At 69.6% G+C, this 20,551-nt stretch carries 22 protein-coding genes and 1 riboswitch; of the genes, 21 read left to right on the forward strand and 1 reads right to left on the reverse strand.

The genetic code is table 11. The features are described from left to right. From lepB (J7E89_RS25345) to J7E89_RS25395, 11 genes are all read left to right on the forward strand, one after another. Positions 1–704 (forward strand): signal peptidase I (gene lepB, locus J7E89_RS25345; protein WP_251061062.1); only part of this gene is annotated, 704 nt, incomplete at its 5' end. Beyond that, entirely contained in the window at positions 697–1,746 is a 1,050-nt protein-coding gene (lepB, locus tag J7E89_RS25350) for a signal peptidase I (RefSeq protein ID WP_214976749.1), read from the forward strand. The genes lepB (J7E89_RS25345) and lepB (J7E89_RS25350), both read left to right, overlap by 8 nt. Continuing rightward, positions 1,673–2,569, forward strand: a complete 897-nt coding sequence (gene lepB / locus J7E89_RS25355; RefSeq protein WP_214976788.1) for a signal peptidase I — start codon at positions 1,673–1,675, stop codon at positions 2,567–2,569. The genes lepB (J7E89_RS25350) and lepB (J7E89_RS25355) overlap by 74 nt, the downstream gene beginning before the upstream one ends. Before the next feature lie 50 nt (positions 2,570–2,619). Beyond that, positions 2,620–3,351, forward strand: a complete 732-nt coding sequence (gene lepB, locus J7E89_RS25360) for a signal peptidase I (RefSeq protein ID WP_214976750.1) — start codon at positions 2,620–2,622, stop codon at positions 3,349–3,351. Positions 3,352–3,358: 7 nt separating this feature from the next. Beyond that, entirely contained in the window at positions 3,359–3,871 is a 513-nt protein-coding gene (locus J7E89_RS25365; RefSeq protein ID WP_214976751.1) for an NUDIX hydrolase, read from the forward strand. A 55-nt stretch (positions 3,872–3,926) separates the two neighbouring features. Beyond that, positions 3,927–4,235, forward strand: a complete 309-nt coding sequence (locus tag J7E89_RS25370; RefSeq protein ID WP_003993268.1) for a DUF2469 domain-containing protein — start codon at positions 3,927–3,929, stop codon at positions 4,233–4,235. A gap of 82 nt (positions 4,236–4,317) precedes the next feature. Next, the gene (locus tag J7E89_RS25375) at positions 4,318–4,686 is read left to right on the forward strand and encodes a YraN family protein (protein WP_214976752.1); all 369 of its coding nucleotides are present in this window, start codon (positions 4,318–4,320) and stop codon (positions 4,684–4,686) included. Beyond that, a complete protein-coding gene (locus J7E89_RS25380; protein WP_214976753.1) occupies positions 4,686–6,314 on the forward strand; it encodes a YifB family Mg chelatase-like AAA ATPase in 1,629 nt (542 codons plus the stop codon). Before J7E89_RS25375 ends, J7E89_RS25380 begins: the two co-directional genes overlap by 1 nt. After that, positions 6,311–7,567 (forward strand): DNA-processing protein DprA, encoded by a 1,257-nt coding sequence (gene dprA, locus J7E89_RS25385; RefSeq protein ID WP_374196880.1) that lies wholly within the window; start codon positions 6,311–6,313, stop codon positions 7,565–7,567. Before J7E89_RS25380 ends, dprA begins: the two co-directional genes overlap by 4 nt. Positions 7,568–7,807: 240 nt before the next feature. Continuing rightward, entirely contained in the window at positions 7,808–8,644 is an 837-nt protein-coding gene (whiG, locus tag J7E89_RS25390; protein WP_214976754.1) for an RNA polymerase sigma factor WhiG, read from the forward strand. Between the two features lie 119 nt (positions 8,645–8,763). Continuing rightward, on the forward strand, positions 8,764–9,321 hold the full coding sequence (locus J7E89_RS25395; protein ID WP_214976790.1) for a TetR/AcrR family transcriptional regulator: 558 nt from the start codon (positions 8,764–8,766) through the stop codon (positions 9,319–9,321). Here the strand turns inward: J7E89_RS25395 and J7E89_RS42080 are convergent. Then, on the reverse strand, positions 9,293–10,009 hold the full coding sequence (locus J7E89_RS42080; RefSeq protein ID WP_214976755.1) for a M23 family metallopeptidase: 717 nt from the start codon (positions 10,007–10,009) through the stop codon (positions 9,293–9,295). The two genes, J7E89_RS25395 and J7E89_RS42080, sit on opposite strands and share 29 nt — an antisense overlap. A 279-nt stretch (positions 10,010–10,288) precedes the next feature. Between J7E89_RS42080 and rpsB the strand changes: the two genes are divergently transcribed. From rpsB to J7E89_RS25450, 10 genes are all read left to right on the forward strand, one after another. Further along, positions 10,289–11,224 carry a 30S ribosomal protein S2 gene (gene rpsB, locus J7E89_RS25405; protein WP_214976756.1) on the forward strand — a complete coding sequence of 312 codons (936 nt, stop codon included), beginning with the start codon at positions 10,289–10,291 and terminating at the stop codon, positions 11,222–11,224. 101 nt (positions 11,225–11,325) lie between these two features. After that, on the forward strand, positions 11,326–12,171 hold the full coding sequence (tsf, locus tag J7E89_RS25410) for a translation elongation factor Ts (protein WP_214976757.1): 846 nt from the start codon (positions 11,326–11,328) through the stop codon (positions 12,169–12,171). 157 nt (positions 12,172–12,328) lie between these two features. Continuing rightward, entirely contained in the window at positions 12,329–13,108 is a 780-nt protein-coding gene (gene pyrH / locus J7E89_RS25415) for a UMP kinase (protein WP_214976758.1), read from the forward strand. Positions 13,109–13,233: 125 nt separating this feature from the next. Further along, positions 13,234–13,791 (forward strand): ribosome recycling factor, encoded by a 558-nt coding sequence (gene frr / locus J7E89_RS25420; RefSeq protein WP_214909381.1) that lies wholly within the window; start codon positions 13,234–13,236, stop codon positions 13,789–13,791. Next, the gene (locus J7E89_RS25425) at positions 13,791–14,789 is read left to right on the forward strand and encodes a phosphatidate cytidylyltransferase (RefSeq protein ID WP_214976759.1); all 999 of its coding nucleotides are present in this window, start codon (positions 13,791–13,793) and stop codon (positions 14,787–14,789) included. Before frr ends, J7E89_RS25425 begins: the two co-directional genes overlap by 1 nt. Positions 14,790–14,882: 93 nt before the next feature. Next, entirely contained in the window at positions 14,883–15,227 is a 345-nt protein-coding gene (locus J7E89_RS25430; protein WP_251061063.1) for a tetratricopeptide repeat protein, read from the forward strand. Positions 15,228–15,349: 122 nt separating this feature from the next. Then, a complete protein-coding gene (gene rlmN / locus J7E89_RS25435) occupies positions 15,350–16,456 on the forward strand; it encodes a 23S rRNA (adenine(2503)-C(2))-methyltransferase RlmN (protein ID WP_214976761.1) in 1,107 nt (368 codons plus the stop codon). A 40-nt stretch (positions 16,457–16,496) separates the two neighbouring features. After that, positions 16,497–16,600, forward strand: a riboswitch (TPP riboswitch). A gap of 73 nt (positions 16,601–16,673) precedes the next feature. After that, complete coding sequence (locus J7E89_RS25440; RefSeq protein WP_214976762.1) at positions 16,674–17,768, forward strand: thiamine ABC transporter substrate binding subunit; 1,095 nt, start codon at positions 16,674–16,676, stop codon at positions 17,766–17,768. 32 nt (positions 17,769–17,800) lie between these two features. Then, positions 17,801–19,435 (forward strand): iron ABC transporter permease, encoded by a 1,635-nt coding sequence (locus tag J7E89_RS25445; RefSeq protein WP_214976791.1) that lies wholly within the window; start codon positions 17,801–17,803, stop codon positions 19,433–19,435. 5 nt (positions 19,436–19,440) lie between these two features. Then, entirely contained in the window at positions 19,441–20,511 is a 1,071-nt protein-coding gene (locus J7E89_RS25450; RefSeq protein ID WP_214976763.1) for an ABC transporter ATP-binding protein, read from the forward strand. Positions 20,512–20,551 lie beyond the last annotated feature (40 nt).

Genomic DNA, 20,551 nt, shown 5'->3' on the forward strand with positions numbered 1-20,551 from the left:
CGGAAGAGCGGTCACGCTCCGCGCGTTTTCTCGACGCCCCGTGGCGCCGGCCGGCTCTGCTCGGCGCCGCGTGCGCGGCTTTTCTGCTGCTCTTCAGCACCTTCGTCATGCAGCCCTTCCTCATCCCCAGTGGCTCGATGCAGCCCACCCTGGAGATCGGCGACCGGGTGCTCGTCAACAAGTTGGCGTACCGTTTCGATTCCGTACCGCAGCGCGGTGATGTGGTCGTCTTCGACGGCACGGGGTCCTTCGTCCGAGAGGCGCCCGCCGGGAATCCGGTCACCGGGCTGGTGCGGTGGGCGGCCGCGGCCGTGGGACTGGCCGAGCCCGCCGAGACCGACTACATCAAGCGCGTGGTGGGCGTGGGGGGCGACCGGGTCGTGTGCTGCGACAAGCGGGGGAGGGCCGAGGTGAACGGCCGGCCGGTGGACGAGGAGTACCTGTATCCGGGCGACGCCCCGTCGCGGGTCCCGTTCGACGTCGTCGTACCGCAGGGGACGCTGTGGGTCATGGGTGACCACAGATCGCGCTCCCGCGACTCCCGGGACCATCTGGGTGAGCCGGGCGGAGGCATGGTGCCCGTCGAGAAGGTCGTGGGGCGGGCGGACTGGATCGGCTGGCCGGCGGGCCGCTGGGGCTCGCTGGAGCGGCCGGACGCCTATACGGACGTACGCGCGCCGGGGCCGGTCGGGTCCCATGGGTAACCGGGGGCGGGCACGGGCGAGCCACCGTGCGGACACCCGGCTGCCCACGGGTACGCGGCCGACGAGCGGGCCCGCGCTGCCGGGGCGGGCGGACCGGCGCAAGCTGGCGCGGCGGGTCAAGCGGCGGCGGCAGAGGTCGGCCGTCAAAGAGATACCGATCCTGATAACGGTGGCGCTGCTGATCGCGCTCGTACTCAAGACCTTCCTGGTGCAGGCCTTCGTGATCCCGTCGGGCTCGATGGAGCAGACGATCCGGATCGGCGACCGGGTGCTGGTCGACAAGTTGACACCGTGGTTCGGATCCAAGCCGGAGCGCGGTGATGTCGTGGTTTTCAAGGACCCCGGCGGCTGGCTGAAGGAAGAGAAGACCGACATCAAGGACGACCCGGTCGTCGTCAAGCAGATCAAGGACGGCCTGACCTTCATCGGGCTGCTGCCGTCCGAGGACGAACAGGACCTCATCAAGCGAGTGGTCGCGGTCGGTGGGGACACCGTCAAGTGCTGCGACAAGGACCGGCGGGTCACCGTCAACGGCGTACCGCTCGCGGAGCCGTATCTGAATCCGGGCGACCGTCCTTCTGACCTGGCGTTCGATGTGAAGGTGCCCGCCGGGCGGCTGTTCGTGATGGGGGACCACCGGTCGAACTCGGCCGATTCCCGTTTCCACTTGGACGAGAAGTTCGAGGGCACGGTCGGGGAGGAGGAGGTCGTCGGGCGGGCCGTCGTCATCGCGTGGCCGTTCAGCCACTGGCGGAAGCTGGAGGAGCCCGAGACGTACGCGAGCGTTCCTGATCCGCGCGGCGGGGCGACGTCCGCCACCGGCCCGTCGAATAGGGTGTCGTCCCAGGATCCGAACGCGATGATCCTGCTCCCGACCCCTGCGGAACTCCCGCTCGTTATGGGAGTGGTGGGCCTGCGTCAGGTTTGGCGTGGGCGGTGGAACGGAGTAAGGAGTGGATGTGGGGGATTTGGCGGTCGGCGCACGATCCGAACGCGACGAGCCCGAGGAACGACCGGAGTCACCCGCAGCCGTGAGCGATGACGTACGGGGTGAAGACCCGAGCAGCAGCGACAGCAGTGGCGAGGGCGCGGGGCCGAAGAAGCCGCGCTCGTTCTGGAAGGAGCTGCCGCTGCTGATCGGCATCGCGCTCCTGCTCGCGTTGCTGATCAAGACCTTCCTGGTGCAGGCGTTCTCGATCCCCTCGGACTCGATGCAGGACACCTTGCAGCGGGGCGACCGAGTGCTGGTCGACAAACTGACACCGTGGTTCGGCTCCGAGCCGGAGCGGGGCGAGGTCGTGGTGTTCCACGACCCGGGCGGCTGGCTCGAGACCACCGCGGCACCGGACCCGAACGTCGTACAGAAGTTCCTCAGCTTCATCGGCCTGATGCCGTCCGCGGAGGAGAAGGACCTGATCAAGCGGGTCATCGCGGTCGGCGGGGACACGGTCGAGTGCAAGAAGAACGGGCCGGTCAAGGTCAACGGGAAGGCGCTCGACGAGAAGTCGTACATCTTCCCCGGTGACACTCCGTGCAACGACGAGCCCTTCGGGCCGCTCAAGGTGCCGGACGGCCGGATCTGGGTGATGGGCGACCACCGCCAGAACTCGCTGGACTCGCGTTACCACCAGGAGCTGCCGGGTCACGGCACGGTCGCGAACGACGAGGTCGTCGGGCGCGCCATCGTGGTGGCGTGGCCGGTCAACCGCTGGTCCACGCTGCCGGTTCCGGGCACGTTCGACCAGCAGGGTCTCAACGCCGCCGGTGTCGCCATGGCGGCGCCCGGGGCGATGGGGCTCGCGGGAGCGGTGCCGCTGGTGCTGTGGCGCAGGCGGAGGCTGACCGGCGGGCGTACCGCCGGGTAGGGTGCCGCTCGGATCAGCGATTTTCGATCTCCGAGGTGGGGAGCGCTGCGATGGGCGGAACAGGACGTAGAGAAGGCGGCCGCGGCCGGCTCGGCAACGCGTTGTCCGGGCTGGCCGTGGCCGTCGGCTGTGTGCTCTTCCTCGGCGGCTTCGCCTGGGGAGCTGTGCAGTACAAGCCGTACACGGTGCCGACCGATTCGATGACGCCCTCCATCAAGGCGGGGGACCGGGTGCTCGCGCAGCGAATAGACGGCGGCGAGGTGCGGCGCGGAGACGTGGTGATCTTCACCGACTCCGTGTGGGGCGATCTGCCGATGGTCAAGCGCGTGGTCGGCATCGGCGGCGACAAGGTCGCCTGCTGCGGCAAGGACGGCCGGCTGACGCTGAACGGCAAGCCCCTCGATGAGCCGTACCTGGCGGGCGGGGAGCCGGCGTCGACCACTCCCTTCACCTCCGAGGTGCCCGAGGGGCATCTGTTCCTGCTGGGTGACGAGCGGCGTACGTCAGTGGACTCGCGGGGGCACATCGAGGACGCCGGGAAGGGAACGGTCCCGGTGGGCAAGGTGGACGCGCGCGTCGATGCCGTTGCCTGGCCGTGGGGCGGGATTCTCGACCGGCCGGACTCCTTTGAGGCACTGCCCGGCGGGGTTTCCCAGCCCGGACCGGTCGCTCAGGTGCTGGCGGCTGTCGCCGCCGGTGTGGTGCTGATCTTCGGCGGGGCGGCGTACGGACCTGTCGCGAAGCGGGTCGGGCGGCGGAAGGCGGGTACCGGTGGACGGTGAGGCGACTGTGGAATCGGAAACAGCGGCGCGGGAGCCGGTACAGCTTCGGAAGGTCGCGCGGGTGATCCTGCTCGACCCGGACGACCGCGTCCTGCTGATGCACGGGTACGAGCCGGAGGACCCTGCGGTGACCTGGTGGTTCACGCCGGGCGGCGGGCTGGAGGGCGACGAGACGCGCGCCGAGGCCGCGCTGCGCGAGCTCGCGGAGGAGACGGGGATCACAGAGGTCGAGCTCGGCCCGGTGATCTGGCAGCGGCACTGCTCGTTCGTGTTCGACGGGCGGCGCTGGGACCAGGACGAATGGTTCTACCTGGCCCGTACGACGCGGACCGAGACGGTGCTGGACGGGCTGACCGGACTGGAGCTGCGGAGCGTCGCGGGGCTGAGGTGGTGGACCTCCGCCGAACTGTCCGCGACGCGTGAGACGGTGTACCCCATCAAGCTCGCCGGGCTGCTGCGTACGCTGCTCGACGAGGGTCCTCCTGGTACGCCGATGGTCTTGGCCCCGGAAGTCGCATAGGGGCGCACGGGGCTGGCGCACAATAGGGGGACGCAAGGCTGAAGGGGAACATGCCATGAGCGCCGAGGACCTCGAGAAGTACGAGACCGAGATGGAGCTGAAGCTCTACCGGGAGTACCGCGATGTCGTCGGTCTGTTCAAATACGTGATCGAGACCGAGCGGCGTTTCTACCTCACGAATGACTACGAGATGCAGGTGCACTCGGTCCAGGGTGAGGTCTTCTTCGAAGTTTCCATGGCGGACGCCTGGGTCTGGGACATGTACAGGCCGGCCAGGTTCGTCAAGCAGGTGCGGGTACTGACGTTCAAGGACGTAAATATCGAGGAGCTCAACAAGAGCGATCTCGAGCTTCCGAGTGGCTGACTTGTCCACAACTGGCGGGTTGTCCACCAAGATCCACTAGTTGGCGGTGATCGCGGCACATTCGGTTCCGGAGGTGGAACCGATGAACGCGAAGAATGCCACAGGAGCACTCGGCCGGTACGGCGAGGATCTCGCGGTACGCAGGCTGGTCGAGGCCGGAATGACCGTCCTGGAGCGCAACTGGCGCTGCCGGGCGGGAGAGATCGACATCGTCGCCCGGGACGGCGATTCACTGGTCATCTGCGAGGTCAAGACCCGCAGAGCCGGACCGTTCGAGCACCCGATGCAGGCCGTCAGGACCACGAAGGCCGAGCGTCTGCGCCGCCTCGCCGAGCGCTGGACGCACGAGCACGGAGGACCGCCGCCGGGCGGGGTGCGTATCGACCTTGTCGGGGTGGTGCTGCCCCGGCGCGGGGCACCCGTCGTCGAGCATGCGCGGGGGGTGGCGTGATGGGGTTCGCGCGCACGTGCTCGGTGGCCCTGGTCGGGGTCGAGGGTGTGGTGGTGGAGGTCCAGGCGGACCTGGAGCCGGGAGTGGCCGCCTTCACGCTGGTGGGGCTGCCGGACAAAAGCCTGGTCGAGAGCCGGGACCGGGTGCGGGCGGCGGTGGTCAACTCCGGCGCCGACTGGCCGCAGAAGAAGCTCACTGTGGGGCTCAGCCCGGCCTTCGTACCCAAGAGCGGCAGCGGGTTTGATCTCGCCGTCGCCGTGGCCGTGCTGGGGGCGGCGGAGCGTATCGATCCCAGAGAGATCGCCGATCTGGTGATGATCGGGGAGCTGGGACTTGACGGGCGGGTCCGGCCGGTGCGCGGCATCCTGCCTGCCGTCCTCGCCGCGGCCGAAGCCGGGTACCGGCAGGTCGTCGTACCGGAACTGACGGCGGCGGAGGCCGGGTTGGTGCCCGGAGTCTCGGTTCTCGGCGTGCGGAGCCTGCGCCAGCTCATCGCCGTACTGACCGGGGCCGAAGTGCCGGAGGAGGCGGGGGACGAGGAAGGGCGGCCCGACGCCATGCTGGCGGGGCTGATGGTGCCGGGCGCCGGGGTGGGTACCGGGCTGGCCATCGGTGACCGAGGGGGCGGGGGTGACGGCGGCCCGGACCTCGCGGATGTCGCGGGGCAGCACGCGGCTCGTACCGCCCTTGAAGTCGCTGCCGCGGGAGGCCACCATCTGCTGCTCCACGGGCCGCCGGGCGCGGGCAAGACGATGCTGGCGGAGCGGATGCCGGCCGTCCTGCCGCCGCTGACCAGGCAGGAGTCGCTGGAGGTGACCGCCGTGCACTCGGTGGCGGGCATCCTGCCGCCCGGCGAGCCGCTGGTCAGGACAGCGCCGTACTGCGCCCCGCACCATTCGGCGACGATGCAGTCGCTGGTGGGCGGCGGCAACGGACTGCCGAGGCCGGGGGCCGTCTCGCTGGCGCACCGCGGGATTCTCTTTCTGGACGAGGCTCCAGAATTCAGCGGGCGGGCCCTGGACTCCTTGCGTCAGCCGCTGGAGTCCGGGCATGTGGTGGTGGCGCGCAGCGGGGGTGTGGTGCGGCTGCCCGCCCGGTTCCTCATGGTCCTGGCGGCCAATCCGTGCCCGTGCGGACGGCACACCCTGAACGGCTCGGGGTGCGAGTGCCCGCCGTCGGTGATCCGCAAGTACCAGGCGCGGCTGTCGGGGCCGCTGCTGGACCGGGTCGACCTGCGGGTGGGCGTGGAGCCGGTACAGCGGGCCGATCTGCTGGGCCAGGGCGGCCGGGGCGAGCCGACGGCGGTGGTCGCGGAACGGGTGCGGGAAGCGCGGGCGCGGGCGGCTGCGCGGCTGGAAGGCACCCCGTGGAACACCAACAGTGACGTGCCGGGGTATGAGCTGCGTACGCGCTGGCAGCCGGTGGCCGGCGCCCTCGGCGCGGCCGAGCGGGACATGGAGCGCGGGCTGCTGACGGCCCGTGGTCTCGACCGGGTGTTGCGGGTGGCCTGGACCGTCGCCGACCTGGCGGGCAGCGACCGGCCCGACGCACGCCATGTCGACCTGGCGCTGGAGCTGCGTACGGGGATCGCGCGGGGCGCGCCTGCGCTGATGGGAGGCGCGGGGTGAGCGGGGGCGCGGGCGAGCAGACGGTCGGGGAATCCGGTGCGGGAACGGTCGAGGGGGCGGTTGCTGGCGTGGGTCAGGGAGCCGGCCAGGCAGTGGGGGATCTGGAGCGGCTGGCGCGGGCGGCGTTGACGCGGGTCGTTGAGCCCGGGGACGAGGTCGGCGGGCGGTGGCTTCGGGAGTGTGGGCCGGTGGAGCTGATGCGCAGGCTCACCTCGCTCGATTTCGACGAAGCGGCCGAGGTGCTCACCGGCGTGACGGGGAAGCGGCTCGGCGGCTACCGGATGCGGGCGGCGGCCGCCGACCCCGCGCGTGACCTGGCGGCAGTGGCGGAGGTCGGCGGCCGCTTCGTCTGCCCCGGCGACGAGGAGTGGCCCGGGCAACTCGACGACCTGGGTGACGGCAGACCGGTCGGGCTGTGGGTGCGGGGGCGGCCGCATCTGCGGATGTGGGCGCTGCGGTCCGTCGCCCTCGTCGGGGCCCGGGCCTGCACGTCGTACGGCGCACACATGGCGGCGTCAATGGGCGCCGGGCTCGCGGAGCGCGGCTGGGTCGTGGTGTCCGGGGCGGCGTTCGGCGTTGACGGCGCCGCCCATCGGGGGGTGCTGGCCGCTGGGGGCGCCACCGTGGCGGTGCTGGCGTGCGGGGTCGACGTGGTGTATCCGCGCGGACATGCGGAGTTGATCGGGCGTATCGCGGAACAGGGCCTGGTGGTCGGGGAGTTGCCGCCCGGAGGGCATCCCACGCCCAGCCGGTTCATCCTCAGGAACCGGGTGATCGCGGCCCTTACCCGGGGCACCGTCGTCGTGGAGGCGGAGTACCGCAGTGGCTCGCTCGTCACGGCGCGCAGCGCGCAGCGGCTCGGGCGTTTCACGATGGGCGTGCCGGGCCCCGCCACCAGTGGACTCTCGGCGGGCGTGCACGAACTCCTGCGGGGCGAGGGCGTGCTGGTCACGGACGCCGCGGAGGTGGTGGAGCTGGTCGGTGACATCGGCGATCTGGCCCCGGCGCGCCGGGGGCCCGTACTGCCCAGGGATCTGCTGGATCCGGTCGCGGCACTCGTACTGGAGTCCCTGCCGGCCCGGGGCTCCGTCGACGCGCGCGGCGTCGCCCGGTCAGCGGGGACCACCCCCGACGACGCGCTCGGCAAGCTGTACGAACTGCACTCCTTGGGGTTCGTTGAACGGCGGGGTGACGGCTGGCAGTTGACGCCCGGAGCCATGCACCATGCGAATGTGGGGCGAGGCGGTACTTGACCAGCGGCATTCGGGTGAAAAGGTACTGCTCATGACCTTCTCAGCCCTCCCGGACCGCTTCCCGGGGCTGTCGTACACGTTGACGGCCCCGGGGAGGGGCGTGCCTGACGGCATTCAACTTGAAGGGGGGCATCCCATATCCTGCGCGGACTGCGACACCTCAGTCACGCTACGCTCACGAGGTTCCCGCCCAGACGCACCATTCCCCCGACGTCACAGCAGAACGGCTCAAGGCAACGCATGCCCCAGCACACCTCCGGGTCTGACCGCGCGGCAGTGCCACACGCGGCGCGTGGCAGCGTGCGGCCCGCCGCACCCTCGTCGGTCGACGAGTTGTGGCGGTCGTACAAGACCACGGGCGACGAGAGGCTGCGGGAGCAGCTGATCCTGCACTACTCGCCGCTGGTGAAGTACGTCGCGGGGCGGGTGAGCGTCGGGTTGCCGCCCAATGTCGAGCAGGCCGACTTCGTCTCCTCCGGAGTCTTCGGGCTCATCGACGCCATTGAGAAGTTCGACATCGAGCGGTCGATCAAGTTCGAGACGTACGCGATCACGCGCATCCGCGGCGCCATGATCGACGAACTGCGGGCGCTGGACTGGATCCCCCGTTCGGTGCGGCAGAAGGCCAAGGCGGTCGAGCGCGCTTACACGACGCTGGAGGCGCAGTTGCGCCGTACGCCCTCCGAGAGCGAAGTCGCCTCGGAGATGGGCATCCTGCTGGAAGAACTGCACGCTGTTTTCAGCCAGTTGTCGCTGGCGAACGTCGTCGCCCTGGAGGAGCTGCTGCACGCCGGGGGTGAGGGCGGTGACCGGCTGAGTCTCATGGACACGCTGGAGGACACGCACGCCGACAACCCGGTCGAGGTGGCCGAGGACCGTGAGTTGCGCCGGCTGCTGGCCCGGGCGATCAATACGCTGCCCGAGCGGGAGAAGACTGTGGTCACGCTGTACTACTACGAAGGCCTCACGCTGGCTGAGATCGGCAATGTGCTGGGCGTTACCGAGAGCCGGGTCAGCCAGATCCACACGAAATCGGTCCTCCAGCTGAGGGCGAAGCTGGCCGACGCGGGGCGTTGACTCCGGCGCTGAATCGTCCCTGCCGCGCTCGTTGAGTCGTCCGTTACGTCGTCGGTTACGTCGTCATCGCGGCGGCTCATCCGTAGAGTGGGACCGTGCCAAGGATTCGAGCGGCCTCGGTGGCCGAGCACCGGACAATGCAGCGCGGCGCCCTGCTGGACGCCGCCCGCTCCCTGCTGTCCGAAGGCGGTACGGAAGCGCTGACCTTCCCCGCCCTCGCTGAGCGCACCGGGCTCGCCCGGTCGTCCGTGTACGAGTACTTCCGATCGCGGGCCTCTGTGGTCGAGGAGCTGTGTGCGGTCGACTTCCCGGTTTGGGCTGCGGAGGTCGAGAACGCCATGGAGTCGGCGGATACGCCGGCGGGCAAGGTCGAGGCGTATGTGCGGGCGCAGCTGGTTCTGGTTGGCGACCGGCGTCACCGGGCCGTCGTCGCGATCTCGGCGAGTGAGCTCGATGCGGGTGCGCGGGAGAAGATCCGCGCTGCGCACGGTGGGCTGGTGACGATGATCGTCGCGGCGCTGGGGGAGCTGGGGCACGAGCAGCCTCGGCTGGCGGCGATGATGCTGCAGGGCGTTGTTGACGCTGCCGTGCGGCGTATTGAGCTTGGTGCGGCCGAGGATCCGGGCGTGATCGCGGATACGGCTGTGGCTATGGCGCTGCGGGGCGTCCAGGGCTGACCCTCGGCTCGCGTCCGCGGCCACCCCGCCCCTTCCCGCTGTGACATTTGCGGCTCCGCCGCGTGAGGGGCTCCGTCCCGGACCCCGGGCCCCGGGCGTCCTCCGGGTGTGTCCACAAACGCCGGACGGGCTGCTTTTGCCCGGCTGGCGCTGTCGTGTGCAGCTCATCAGTCGTTCCTGTGGCTTCCGGTACGCCGAAGACCGGCAGGAGGCGTGGCGGACCCCGGTGGAGCGAATGGGGTGGGAGCAGCGTCAATGGGTTCAGGTAGGTCTTGGCTCGGAGTAGGCCCCAGTGGAGGCAGGCGGACGGGCAGTGGAACGGGCCCGGCTGGAGTACGGCCACCACTTGGCCCGCGGTTACCTCGTCGCCCTTCGCCACCAGCGCGCGCACCGGTTCGTACGTCGTGCGCAGGGGTGGGTCGCCCGTGTCCGGCAGGGTGATGGACAGGACTCCGCGTCCGGCTACCGGCCCCGCGAACGAGACCCGGCCGGAGGATGACGCCCGTACCAGGTCCCCTGGTCCCGCCGCCAGGTCCGCGCCGCGGTGGCCTGCCGCGTACGGGGACGGGGGTGGCTCCCAGGCGCGTACGACCAAGGGGCGCTCGCCCACCGGCCACACCGCCGCCGCCGGGAGTCGGGTGGACATCGCGGTCATGAGGATCAGTACCAGCGCAGTCATGGGGTGCATGACCGAACCGTCGCGCGATGGGGCAATTCGTGGGGATCATGGCCCCGATCTGTGGATTGGCGGCTGGTTGTGGACATCGCCGTCACCCGGCACTGCGTAGGTCCCGTACACTTCTTGTGGCGATCCGGGTCACCGGGTCGACTTCGCACGCCCCGCCACCACACCCTCTCTGCGGTCGGTGGCCGCGCCGCTCGGTCCCTCGTGGCACGGCGCATGGGGCGTCAGGCGTGACCGCAATCCTGCGGTCGCGGCAAACCGAGTAACTCAAGGAGTACGGCCATGGCCGTCGTCACGATGCGGGAGCTGCTGGAAAGCGGCGTCCACTTCGGTCACCAGACCCGTCGTTGGAACCCGAAGATGAAGCGATTCATCTTCACGGAGCGCAACGGCATCTACATCATCGACCTGCTCCAGTCGCTGTCGTACATCGACCGCGCCTACGAGTTCGTCAAGGAGACCGTCGCCCACGGCGGCTCCATCATGTTCGTCGGCACCAAGAAGCAGGCGCAGGAAGCGATCGCCGAGCAGGCGACGCGCGTGGGCATGCCCTACGTCAACCAGCGCTGGCTCGGCGGCATGCTGACCAACTTCTCCACCGTCTACAAGCGCCTTCAGCGTCTGAAGGAGCTTGAGCAGATCGACTTCGAGGATGTGGCCGCGTCCGGCCTCACCAAGAAGGAGCTCCTGGTCCTCTCCCGCGAGAAGACCAAGCTGGAGAAGACCCTTGGCGGTATCCGCGAGATGTCCAAGGTGCCCAGCGCCGTCTGGATCGTGGACACCAAGAAGGAGCACATCGCCGTCGGTGAGGCGCGCAAGCTCCACATCCCGGTCGTCGCGATCCTCGACACCAACTGTGACCCCGACGAGGTCGACTACAAGATCCCGGGCAACGACGACGCGATCCGCTCCGTCACCCTGCTCACCCGCGTGATCGCCGACGCCGTCGCCGAGGGCCTCATCGCCCGTTCCGGCGCCGCGACCGGCGACCAGAAGCCGGGCGAGAAGGCCGCCGCCGAGCCGCTCGCCGAGTGGGAGCGCGACCTGCTCGAGGGCGACAAGAAGGCTGACGAGGCCGCTCCGGCCGCCGACGCCGCCGCCGCCGAGGCCCCGGCTGCCGCCGAGGCTGAGGCCGAGGAGAAGGCTGCCGCTCCGGCCGCCGACGCCGAGAAGGCCGACGAGGCTGCTGCCCCGGCCGCCGAGGCTGAGCAGGCCTGACACCCGTCACGGTTGACGACGGCGGGGGAGGGCGCGACGAGCGCCCGCCCCCGCCGCCACCCGTAGATCTTCGCTTCGACTTCGAGAGAGATTCACAGATCATGGCGAACTACACCGCCGCGGACGTCAAGAAGCTCCGTGAGCTCACCGGCGCCGGCATGATGGACTGCAAGAAGGCGCTCGACGAGGCCGAGGGCAACGTCGACGGGGCCGTGGAGGCCCTGCGTATCAAGGGTCAGAAGGGCGTCGCCAAGCGCGAAGGCCGTTCTGCCGAGAACGGTGCCGTTGTCTCCCTCATCTCCGAGGACAAGACCTCCGGCGTCCTGCTCGAGCTGAAGTGCGAGACGGACTTCGTCGCCAAGGGTGACAAGTTCCAGGCCGTCGCCAACGCGCTGGCCGCCCACGTCGCCAAGACGTCCCCGGCCGATGTCGAGGCGCTGCTCGCCTCCGAGATCGAGCCCGGCAAGACCGTCCAGGCGTACGTCGACGAGGCCAACGCCAACCTCGGCGAGAAGATCGTCCTGGACCGCTTCGTGCAGTTCACCGGCGGTTACGTGGCGGCGTACATGCACCGCACCATGCCCGACCTCCCGCCGCAGGTCGGCGTGCTGGTCGAGCTGGACAAGGCGGCCGACAACGCTGCCGAGATCGCGAAGGATGTCGCTCAGCACATCACCGCGTTCTCGCCGAAGTACCTGAACCGTGACGAGGTCCCGGCCGAGACGGTCGAGAACGAGCGTCGCGTCGCCGAGGCCACCTCGCGCGAGGAGGGCAAGCCCGAGGCGGCTCTGCCGAAGATCGTCGAAGGCCGTGTCAACGGCTTCTTCAAGGACGTCGTCGTGCTGGAGCAGCCGTTCGCCAAGGACAACAAGAAGTCCGTCCAGAAGGTTCTGGACGAGGCCGGCGTCACGCTGAAGCGCTTCGCGCGCATCCGCGTCGGCGGCTGAGTCCGTACGCGATCGACCCAAGACCCCGATAGGGTCTGACGCAGTCGTCCGCGTGCGCGCCGGACGACCGCAGATCTGACGAGGAGGCCATTGCCGTGAGGGAACCGCGAGGATCCACCGGCAATGGCCTTCTTCGTATGTGCACGAGGAGATCTCCATGAAACAGGGCGCGGACGCCAAACAGTCTGCCGACGACAAGATCGACAACGGCAAAAAGGTCGGCCGCTTCATGCTGAAGCTGTCCGGTGAGGCGTTCGCCGGCGGTGGAGGGCTCGGCGTCGACCCCGACGTCGTGCACAAGATGGCGCGCGAGATCGCCGCGGTCGTACGCGACGGCGCCGAGATCGCCGTCGTCATCGGCGGCGGCAACTTCTTCCGTGGTGCCGAGCTCCAGCAGCGCGGCATGGACCGGGCACGCTCGGACTACATGGGCATGCTCGGTACGGTCATGAACTGCCTCGCCCTCCAGGACTTCCTGGAGAAGGAGGGCATCGACTCCCGCGTCCAGACCGCCATCACCATGGGCCAGGTCGCGGAGCCGTACATCCCGCTGCGGGCCGTACGCCACCTGGAGAAGGGCCGCGTCGTCATCTTCGGCGCCGGTATGGGCATGCCGTACTTCTCCACGGACACCACCGCTGCGCAGCGCGCCCTGGAGATCGACGCCGAGGCCCTGCTCATGGGCAAGAACGGTGTGGACGGCGTCTACGACTCCGATCCCAAGAAGAACCCGGACGCGGTGAAGTTCGACGCGCTGGAGTACGGCGAGGTGCTCTCCCGCGACCTCAAGGTCGCAGACGCCACTGCCATTACCCTCTGCCGCGACAACGCGCTTCCGATCCTTGTCTTCGAGCTGCTGGCCGAGGGTAATATCGCGCGCGCCGTCAAGGGTGAGAAGATCGGCACTCTCGTGAGCGCTCAGGGCACCCGGAGCTGATCCGGCAGCGCCCTGTGAGGGGATAGACAAAGCCCTGGCGGTCGGACACCGTGCAGGACAAGACGCGGGTTACGCCGGGCCTGAATGCTGAGTTCCGGGCCCACTCAAGACATGCAGGAGCAGTGGTGATCGAAGAAATCCTCCTCGAGGCCGAGGAGAAAATGGAGAAGGCCGTCGTGGTGGCCAAGGAGGACTTCGCCGCGATCCGCACCGGCCGTGCGCACCCGGCGATGTTCAACAAGATCGTGGCCGACTACTACGGTGCGCTGACGCCGATCAACCAGCTGGCCTCGTTCTCGGTCCCCGAGGCGCGGATGGCGATCGTGACGCCGTTCGACAAGAGCGCGCTGCGCAACATCGAGCAGGCGATCCGCGATTCCGACCTGGGCGTCAACCCCAGCAACGACGGCAACATCATCCGGGTGACGTTCCCCGAGCTGACGCAGGACCGCCGCAAGGAGTTCATCAAGGTCGCCAAGACCAAGGCCGAGGACTCCAAGATCTCGATCCGCGCCGTCCGCCGCAAGGCCAAGGAGACCCTCGACAAGCTCGTCAAGGACAAGGAGTCCGGCGAGGACGAGGTCCGCCGTGCGGAGAAGGAGCTCGACGACACCACCGCGAAGTACGCCGCGCAGGTGGACGAGCTGCTGAAGCACAAGGAAGCCGAGCTGCTCGAGGTCTGATGAACGACTCTTCCTGGGGGGCCCCGGCGCGGGGCGGTTACGCCGCCGCGTGGGGACCCTCCGACCAGGGGCCTGCCCCGGCGGGTCCCGCCTACGATGCGCAGCAGGCCGAGCAGACTCGCCCCATGCCCATCGTGCCGCCCGAGGAGCCCATGCCCACCCCGCCGCAGCCCCCGCAGAAGAAGCGTGCGGGGCGTGATCTGCGTGCCGCCATAGGGGTGGGCGCGGGACTCGGCGTGGTGATCGTCGCGTCGCTGTTCATCTGGAAAGCCGCCTTCGTGGGCGTGATAACGGTCGCCGTGGTGGTCGGGCTGTGGGAGCTGACCTCGCGGCTGGAAGAGCGCAAGGGGATCAAGGCTCCGCTGGTGCCGCTCGCGGTCGGCGGCGCGGCGATGATCGTGGCCGGGTACGTCAGGGGCGCGGAGGGTGCGTGGGTCGCCATGGCGCTCACCGCGCTCGCGGTGCTGATCTGGCGGATGACCGAGTCTCCCGAGGGCTACCTCAAGGACGTTACGGCGGGCGTCTTCGCGGCGTTCTACGTGCCGTTCCTGGCGACTTTCGTCGCGATGATGCTGGCGGCCGACGACGGTGCGCAGCGGGTGCTCACCTTCCTGCTGCTGACGGTGGTCAGCGACACCGGGGCGTACGCCGTGGGCTGGCGCTTCGGCAGGCACAAGCTCGCGCCGCGCATCAGCCCCGGGAAGACCCGGGAAGGACTGGGCGGCGCGGTTGCCTTCGCGATGGCGGCGGGCGCGCTGTGCATGGAGTTCCTCGTGGACGGCGGGACGTGGTGGCAGGGACTGCTGATCGGTTTCGTGGTGGCCGCGAGTGCGACGCTCGGTGACCTCGGCGAGTCCATGATCAAGCGCGATCTCGGCATCAAGGACATGGGCACGCTGCTCCCGGGCCACGGCGGAATCATGGACCGGCTGGACTCACTGCTGCCCACGGCTCCGGTGGTCTGGCTGTTGCTGGTGATCTTCGTGGGTACGGGCTGACCTGCGTTTTGTTCATGTGAGGGGTCCGTCGTCCACTGGGCGGCGGACCCTTTGCGTATGTCTGCGGCACTGGTAGGGCCATGCCTCCGGGGCATGGCGGTTTTGGCGTTTCCGCTTGCTGTCGCCTACGAGTCGGCGGGGGACCTGGAGCGTGCCGTCCCGCTGTACGAGACCACCCTCGCCCGGCGTGAGCATGTGCTCGGCGAGACCCACCCCGACACCCTGACCAGTCGCAGCAACCTCGCCGGGGCCTACGAGTCGGCGGGGGACCTGGAGCGTGCCGTCCCGCTGTACGAGACCACCCTCGCCCAGCGTGAGCGGGTCCTCGGCGACACCCACCCCCACACCCTGGCCAGCCGCGACAACCTCGCCCATGCGCGCCGTGCCGCCCAAGCCGTACAGCAACCAAGTACAAAGGCTTGGAAGCGACCGGTATGACCGCCACCGGCCCTGGCGCGGGTGGGATGCGTCACTGATGCACGCGCCGCGGGGGCTGTCGGTGGCCCTTCAGCAGGCGACGACCGTGAGTACCCCAGGCCGTCTGCCACACTGGAAGAACCATGCCTGTACCTGGAGAACTCACTTTCGTCGCGCCGCGCGGAGCCAAGAAGCCCCCGCGGCACCTCGCCGACCTCACGCCCGCCGAGCGCCGCGAGGCCGTGGCCGCGATCGGTGAGAAGCCGTTCCGCGCCAAGCAGCTTTCGCAGCACTACTTCGCGCGGTACGCGCACGACCCGGCGGAGTGGACCGACATCCCCGCCGGCTCGCGCGAGAAGCTCCAGGCGGAGCTGCTGCCCGAGCTGATGAGCGTGCTGCGGCACGTCAGCTGCGACGACGACACCACCCGCAAGACCCTGTGGAAGATGCACGACGGGACGCTCGTCGAGTCCGTCCTGATGCGTTACCCGGACCGGGTCACGATGTGCATCTCGTCGCAGGCCGGGTGCGGCATGAACTGTCCGTTCTGCGCGACCGGGCAGGCCGGTCTCGACCGCAATCTGTCGACCGCCGAGATCGTGCACCAGATCGTGGACGGCATGCGCGCCCTGCGCGACGGCGAAGTGCCCGGCGGCCCCGCGCGGCTGTCCAACATCGTCTTCATGGGCATGGGTGAGCCGCTCGCCAACTACAAGCGTGTGGTCGGTGCGATTCGCCGGCTGACCGACCCGGAGCCGGACGGGCTCGGGCTGTCGCAGCGCGGCATCACCGTGTCGACCGTGGGCCTGGTGCCGGCGATGCTGCGGTTCGCCGACGAGGGCTTCAAGTGCCGCCTCGCCGTCTCGCTGCACGCGCCCGACGACGAGCTGCGCGACACCCTCGTGCCGGTCAACACGCGCTGGAAGGTGCGGGAGGTCCTGGACGCGGCGTGGGAGTACGCCGAGAAGTCCGGCCGCCGGATCTCCATCGAGTACGCCCTGATCCGCGACATCAACGACCAGGCGTGGCGCGGTGACCTGCTGGGCCGCCTCCTCAAGGGCAAGCGGGTGCACGTCAACCTGATCCCGCTGAACCCGACCCCGGGTTCGAAGTGGACCGCGTCCCGTCCCGAGGACGAGAAGGCGTTCGTCGAGGCGATCGCAGCTCATGGCGTGCCCGTGACCGTACGGGACACCCGTGGTCAGGAGATCGACGGAGCGTGCGGGCAGCTGGCGGCCACCGAGCGATAGGCCGGTGAGAGGGCCCGTGTAACGTGGGCCGCACATTTACATATTCCGACAGGGGAGCGCCACAGCGCTGAGAGTGCGGTACGCCGCAGACCCTCTGAACCTTGCCCAGGTCATTCTGGGTAGGAAGTTCGGTCACTACTCGAGCTGTTGCGCCCTGCCCGTTTTCTGCGGGCAGGGCCGCGTCTCTTCCTGGATGTGCCATCCCAGGAGGAATTCAGTGAGCACCACCAAGAAGTTCGCGGTCACCGCGCTGGCCGCCGCCCTCGGCGTCTCGACGCTCGCCGCGTGCGGGGGCAAGGACGAATCCGGGTCCGGCGACGGGCAGCAGAAGTCCAAGACCGTGACGCTCGTCAGCCACGACTCCTTCAACGCCTCCGACGCCGTACTGAAGGCGTTCACCAAGGAGACCGGCTACACGGTCAAGGTCCTCAAGAGCGGGGACGCGGGCGCCGCCCTCAACCAGGAGATCCTGACCAAGGGTTCCCCGCGGGGCGACGTCTTCTTCGGCGTCGACAACACGCTGCTCTCACGCGCCCTCGACAACGGCATCTTCACGCCGTACGAGGCCAAGGGGCTCGACGCGGTACCGGAAGATGTTCAGCTCGACGGCGACAAGCACCGCGTCACGCCCGTCGACACCGGCGACATCTGCGTCAACTACGACAAGAAGTACTTCGCCGACAAGAAGCTCGCGCCGCCGAAGTCCTTCGACGACCTGATCAAGCCGGCGTACAAGAACCTCCTCGTCACCGAGAACGCCGCGACCTCGTCGCCCGGCCTCGGTTTCCTGCTCGGCACGGTCGGTCAGTACGGCGACGACGGCTGGCAGGGCTACTGGAAGAAGCTCAGGGCGAATGGCGTCAAGGTCGTCGACGGCTGGGAGCAGGCCTACAACGAGGAGTTCTCCGGCTCCGCCGGCGGCAAGAAGGCCAAGGCGGACCGGCCGCTCGTCGTCTCGTACGCCTCCAGCCCGCCCGTCGAGGTGCTGTACGCCGAGCCGCAGCCCAAGGAGGCGCCGACCGGCGTCGCGACCGGCACCTGCTTCCGGCAGACCGAGTTCGCCGGACTGCTGACCGGGGCGAAGAACGAGGAGGGCGGCAAGGCGCTCATCGACTTCCTCATCGGGAAGAAGTTCCAGGAGGACATGCCGCTGAACATGTTCGTGAACCCGGTGGTCAAGGACGCGAAGCTGCCCGAGCTGTTCACGAAGCACGGTGTGGTCGTCGACAAGCCGCAGACCGTGGCCCCGGACAAGATCGCCGACAACCGTGAGCAGTGGGTCAAGTCGTGGTCCTCGCTCGTCCTGAAGTAACAAAGGCGACCAGGAACGTGCGCGGGAGCGCGGTGCGGCTCGGTCTCCTGACCCTGCCCGTCGCGTTCTTCGCGGCCTTCTTCGCCTATCCCGTGGCCGCGATCGTCGGCCGCGGGCTCAAGGTGGACGGCGTCTGGCAGTTCGGCCGGATCGGTGAGGTGCTCGGCGATCCGGACATCACCGATGTCCTGTGGTTCACCACCTGGCAGGCGCTCGCCTCGACGGGGCTGACGCTGCTGATCGCGCTTCCGGCGGCATACGTCTTCGCCCGGCTCGACTTCCCCGGCAAGCAGCTGCTGCGCGCTGTGATCACTGTGCCGTTCGTGCTGCCGACGGTCGTCGTCGGCACCGCGTTCCTGGCGCTGCTCGGGCGGGGCGGGCTGCTGGACGAGCTGTGGGGCGTACGGCTCGACACGACCGTATGGGCGATCCTCCTCGCCCACGTCTTCTTCAACTACGCGGTGGTCGTACGGACCGTGGGCGGCCTGTGGTCGCAGCTCGACCCGCGCCAGGAGGAAGCGGCGCGGGTGCTCGGCGCGGGGCGGTTCGCCGCCTGGCGGCGGGTGACGCTGCCGGCGCTCGTACCGGCCGTGGCGGCCGCCGCGCTGATGGTCTTCCTGTTTACGTTCACCTCCTTCGGAACCGTGCAGATCCTCGGCGGGCCCGCCTACTCCACCCTGGAGGTGGAGATCTACCGGCAGACCGCGCAGTTCCTGGACCTGCCGACCGCTGCCGTGCTCACGCTGGTGCAGTTCGCCGCGGTGGGCGCGATCCTTGCCGTACACGCGTGGACCGTACGGCGCAGGGAGAGCGCGCTGAAGCTGGTCGACGCGGCGCAGACCTCGCGGCCGCCGCGCGGGGCCGGGCAGTGGGCGCTGCTCGGCGGAGTCCTGGCGACGGTGGTGCTCCTGATACTGGTGCCGCTCGGGGTGCTCGTCGAGCGGTCGGTGGACGGGCCCGACGGGTACGGGTTCGGGTACTACCGGGCGCTTCAGTCGGCGGCCGCGAGCGGGGGCACCTTTCTCGTACCGCCGCTGGAGGCGGTGTGGAATTCGCTCCAGTACGCCCTGGCGGCCACCGCCATCGCGCTGGTCGTCGGCGGGCTCGCGGCGGCGGCCCTGACCCGGCGGGCGGGGCGGCTGGTGCGCGGTTTCGACGCGCTGCTGATGCTGCCGCTGGGGGTGTCGGCGGTGACGGTGGGCTTCGGCTTCCTCATCACGCTCGACCGGCCGCCGCTGGATCTGCGTACGTCGTGGATTCTGGTGCCGCTGGCTCAGGCGCTGGTGGGTGTGCCGTTCGTCGTACGGACGATGCTGCCCGTACTGCGGGCGGTCGACGCGCGGCTGCGCGAGGCGGCGGCGGTGCTCGGGGCTTCACCGCTGCGGGCGTGGCGGGAGGTCGACCTGCCGATGGTGCGGCGGGCGCTGCTGGTCGCCGCCGGGTTCGCCTTCGCCGTATCGCTGGGCGAGTTCGGGGCGACCGTCTTCATCGCGCGGCCCGACAATCCGACGCTGCCGGTGGCTGTGGCGCGGCTGCTGGGGCGGGCGGGGGATTTGAACTACGGGCAGGCGATGGCCCTGAGCACGATTTTGATGGTGGTGTGCGCGGTGTCGCTGCTGGTGCTTGAGCGGATGCGGCCCGACCGATCCGGATCCGGGGAGTTCTGATTCAGATGTTGCGGCTGGACGGGGCGACCGTGCGGTTCGGGAAGCGGGCGGTGCTCGACTCCGTGGACCTGGAGGTCGCCGACCACGAGATCGTGTGCGTGCTCGGGCCGAGCGGCAGCGGGAAGTCCACGCTGCTGCGGGTGGTCGCCGGGCTCCAGGCGGCGGACGCCGGGCGGGTGCTGCTCGACGGGCGCGACCAGCACGGGGTGCCGGTGCACCGGCGGGGTGTCGGCCTGATGTTCCAGGATCATCAGCTCTTCCCGCAGCGGGACGTCGGCGGGAACGTCGCCTTCGGGCTTCGGATGCGGGGGCAGGGGAAGGCGGAACAGGCACGCCGGGTCGGTGAGCTGCTGGAGATGGTCGGCCTGCCGGGCGCCGGGCGGCGTGCGATCAGCACGCTGTCGGGCGGTGAGCAGCAGCGGGTCGCGCTGGCGCGGGCGCTCGCTCCGGAGCCGAAGCTGCTGATGCTGGACGAGCCGCTGGGGCAGTTGGACCGTGGCTTGCGTGAGCGGCTTGTCGTGGAGCTGCGTCAGCTCTTCGGGCGGCTGGGTACGACCGTGCTGGCCGTCACGCACGACCAGGGCGAGGCGTTCGCGCTCGCCGACCGGGTGGTGGTCATGCGGGAGGGGCGGATCGCGCAGACCGGTACGCCGCTGGAGGTCTGGCAGCGGCCGGCCTCCGAGTTCGTCGCGCGCTTTCTGGGCTTCGACAATGTCGTGGCGGCGACGGTCAGTGGCGAGGCGGCCGACACGGTGTGGGGCAAGGTCCCTGTCCCGGCGGGGACGGCGCAGGGGGAGGCGCGTCTCCTGGTCCGGCCGGCGGGCGTCAGGATGGTTCCGGCCGAGGACGGGCTGCCGTGCGTGGTGACGGGGCGCACTTTCCGGGGCAACCATGTCGCCGTACTGCTGCAGCCGGTGGGCGCGCCGCTGCTGGAGGCGGAGTGCGCGTTGCGGGATGCGCCGGAGGAGGGGGCGCAGGTGGGGGTGGCCTTCGCGGCGGAGGAGGTGGTGGTGCTGGTGGGGTCCTCCGCCGGTGACGATCACGGTGAGCTGCTCAAGGCCGATGGTCGCGCCTGACCGTGCGACCGCGGGGAGCGGGCGGGCCGTACCGGAACCC

Origin of the sequence: Streptomyces sp. ISL-100 (genome assembly GCF_018614615.1) — a bacterium.
Classification (GTDB): Bacteria; Actinomycetota; Actinomycetes; order Streptomycetales; family Streptomycetaceae; genus Streptomyces.

Bases quoted from the DNA above. Each gene is read 5' to 3' on its own strand.
- tsf (WP_214976757.1), top strand. From the start codon at position 11,326: ATGGCGAACTACACCGCCGCGGACGTCAAGAAGCTCCGTGAGCTCACC.
- J7E89_RS42080 (WP_214976755.1), bottom strand. From the start codon at position 10,009: ATGCACCCCATGACTGCGCTGGTACTGATCCTCATGACCGCGATGTCC.
- rlmN (WP_214976761.1), top strand. From the start codon at position 15,350: ATGCCTGTACCTGGAGAACTCACTTTCGTCGCGCCGCGCGGAGCCAAG.
- J7E89_RS25380 (WP_214976753.1), top strand. From the start codon at position 4,686: ATGGGGTTCGCGCGCACGTGCTCGGTGGCCCTGGTCGGGGTCGAGGGT.
- lepB (WP_214976750.1), top strand. From the start codon at position 2,620: ATGGGCGGAACAGGACGTAGAGAAGGCGGCCGCGGCCGGCTCGGCAAC.
- J7E89_RS25370 (WP_003993268.1), top strand. From the start codon at position 3,927: ATGAGCGCCGAGGACCTCGAGAAGTACGAGACCGAGATGGAGCTGAAG.
- rpsB (WP_214976756.1), top strand. From the start codon at position 10,289: ATGGCCGTCGTCACGATGCGGGAGCTGCTGGAAAGCGGCGTCCACTTC.
- lepB (WP_214976749.1), top strand. From the start codon at position 697: ATGGGTAACCGGGGGCGGGCACGGGCGAGCCACCGTGCGGACACCCGG.
- J7E89_RS25375 (WP_214976752.1), top strand. From the start codon at position 4,318: ATGAACGCGAAGAATGCCACAGGAGCACTCGGCCGGTACGGCGAGGAT.
- pyrH (WP_214976758.1), top strand. From the start codon at position 12,329: ATGAAACAGGGCGCGGACGCCAAACAGTCTGCCGACGACAAGATCGAC.
- J7E89_RS25430 (WP_251061063.1), top strand. From the start codon at position 14,883: ATGGCGGTTTTGGCGTTTCCGCTTGCTGTCGCCTACGAGTCGGCGGGG.
- J7E89_RS25450 (WP_214976763.1), top strand. From the start codon at position 19,441: ATGTTGCGGCTGGACGGGGCGACCGTGCGGTTCGGGAAGCGGGCGGTG.
- whiG (WP_214976754.1), top strand. From the start codon at position 7,808: ATGCCCCAGCACACCTCCGGGTCTGACCGCGCGGCAGTGCCACACGCG.
- J7E89_RS25425 (WP_214976759.1), top strand. From the start codon at position 13,791: ATGAACGACTCTTCCTGGGGGGCCCCGGCGCGGGGCGGTTACGCCGCC.